Below are 2,385 nucleotides of genomic sequence, written 5' to 3'. Positions count from 1 at the left end.
CAGCGCGGCCTTGAACGACACCCCGGAGACCAGCATCGCGAGACCGATGACGAACAGCACCACGCCCCACTAAAGTCCCCCACAACGCCCCACCGACGGTATTTCGCCTGGTAATCGGTCCGCGATCCAGAGCGCGACAGACGTCCCGGGCGGGGCGCGACACACCCTTTGCGCGGCTTTGACGGCGTCCTGACGACGGATAACCCTGAAAACGCCGCGGCTACACCCTAAGAATGGGGCGTAGTGGGGGATTGTGGGGTATGGTGGCTGCAGTGTTTGGGTGACCCCATAGGGGAGGTGAGCTGGTGTTTCTCGGCACCTACACGCCCAAACTCGACGACAAGGGGCGGCTCACGCTGCCCGCCAAGTTCCGCGACGCACTGGCAGGGGGGTTGATGGTCACCAAGAGCCAGGACCACAGCCTCGCCGTCTACCCGCGGGCGGAATTCGAGCAACTGGCCCGCCGCGCGAGCAAGGCGTCGCGGAGCAACCCCGACGCCCGGGCGTTTCTCCGCAATCTCGCCGCCGGCACCGACGAACAGCATCCCGATGCGCAGGGCCGGATCACGTTATCGGCCGACCACCGGCGCTACGCCAACCTTTCCAAGGACTGCGTGGTGATCGGCGCGATCGACAACCTCGAGATCTGGGATGCGCAGGCATGGCAGGACTACCAGCAGACCCACGAAGAGAACTTCTCCGCGGCCAGCGATGAAGCACTCGGCGACATCATCTGAGGCGCATGCCCGTGCACCGTGGCCTCTGCCCGAACCGACCCTGGCGTACTTCCCCAACGCCAGGTTCGCGACTTCGGTCAGAGACCTCGGTGCAGGGGCCGCCCCTCTTCCCGAGCACCTGCCAAGGCCCGTCCGGGCGGCACAGACCCGACGCGGCGCGAGGACCCGCCCGTCGGGGGTGCGGGCGGCCGACGGATGCCGGCAGATTCGTGGAGGCGTTGCGGTGGCTGACAATTCGAGTCCCGACGATTACGGGCATGTCCCCGTCCTGCTGGAACGCTGCGTCGAACTGCTCACGCCCGCGCTGACCCGCCACCACCCCGACGGGTCGGGGGCGACGCTGGTCGATGCCACCCTCGGCGCGGGCGGGCATGCGGAGCGGTTCCTCACCGACCTGCCGGGCCTGCGGCTGATCGGGCTCGATCGCGATCCCAGCGCGCTGGACATCGCCCGGGCGCGGCTGGCGCGCTTCGCAGACCGCCTCACGCTGGTGCACACCCGCTACGACGACGTCGCCGCGGCGCTGGATGAATCCGGTTATGCGGCAATCGAATCCGTGGACGGGATGCTGTTCGACCTCGGGGTGTCGTCCATGCAGCTCGATCGCACCGAGCGCGGCTTCGCCTATGCCCAGGACGCGCCGCTGGACATGCGGATGGACCCCTCGTCGCCGCTGACCGCGGCCGACATCGTCAACACCTATGACGAGGCGGAGCTGGCGAGGATCTTGCACCGCTACGGCGAGGAGCGGTTCGCGCGCCGCATCGCCGCGCACATCGTGCGCCGCCGGGCCCGCGAGCCGTTCAGGTCGACCGCGGACCTGGTGGCCCTGCTCTACGAAGCGATTCCGGCCGCGGCCCGGCGTACCGGCGGACACCCGGCCAAGCGCACCTTTCAGGCGCTGCGGGTCGCGGTCAACGACGAACTGGACACGCTGCGCAACGCGCTACCGGCCGCCCTGGACGCCCTCGACGTGGGCGGGCGCATCGTGGTGATGGCCTACCAATCGCTGGAGGACCGGATCGTCAAGCGGCTCTTCGCCCAGGCGGTCGCGTCCCGCACCCCGGTGGACCTGCCGGTCGAACTCCCCGGCCACGAGCCGCGATTCCAGTCCCTGACGCACGGCGCCGATCGGGCCGACGCCACCGAGATCGAACGCAATCCACGCAGTGCCGCAGTGCGATTGCGGGCGCTGCAACGAATGCAGTCACAGCAGGCTAGCGGGAGAGGCGACGCATGAGAGCAGAGCGCGAGACGTCGAAGCGGCGCGGCGGCAGCGATCGCCGGGGCGGGCGCGACGGCGCTGCCCGGCGGACCCGCGCGGCCGAGTCCGGATCGGCGCGGCGCGCCCGAAGCGGCCGCACCTCGGCGCCGGCCCGTGAGGCCCGCGCGCCCAAGTCCGCACCGCAGACCAGCCCCATCGCCCGGCCGGTGGAGCGGCCGGCCCGGCCCAAAAGCACCAGCCAGGCCAAGGCGCGGGCCAAGGCGCGCAAGGCCAAGGCCCCCAAGGTTGTTCGGCCTCGCCTGACCGAGCGGTTGGCCGCCCGGCTGGCCTCGATCGACCTGCGGCCGCGCACCCTGGCCAGCAAGGTCCCGTTCGTCGTGCTGATCATCGGTGCGCTGGGCATCGGGCTGGGGCTCACGCTGT

The 2,385-nt window shown here is 70.4% G+C and carries 2 protein-coding genes and 1 pseudogene; all 3 read left to right on the top strand.

Going from position 1 to position 2,385, the window contains the following annotated elements:
- The first annotated feature begins 305 nt into the window (after positions 1–305).
- Positions 306–737 carry a division/cell wall cluster transcriptional repressor MraZ gene (mraZ, locus tag A5646_RS13340; RefSeq protein WP_066873398.1) on the top strand — a complete coding sequence of 144 codons (432 nt, stop codon included), beginning with the start codon at positions 306–308 and terminating at the stop codon, positions 735–737.
- Complete coding sequence (gene rsmH, locus A5646_RS13335) at positions 712–1,977, top strand: 16S rRNA (cytosine(1402)-N(4))-methyltransferase RsmH (RefSeq protein WP_156749197.1); 1,266 nt, start codon at positions 712–714, stop codon at positions 1,975–1,977. The genes mraZ and rsmH overlap by 26 nt, the downstream gene beginning before the upstream one ends.
- Positions 1,974–2,385: pseudogene (locus A5646_RS13330) on the top strand (hypothetical protein); the annotation flags it as partial. The gene rsmH and the pseudogene A5646_RS13330, both read left to right, overlap by 4 nt.

This window comes from Mycobacterium sp. 1245499.0, assembly GCF_001673615.1.
Lineage (GTDB): Bacteria > Actinomycetota > Actinomycetes > Mycobacteriales > Mycobacteriaceae > Mycobacterium > Mycobacterium europaeum_A.
Note: the sequence above shows the minus strand (reverse complement) of the source record. Positions and strands in the feature narration are given on the sequence as shown.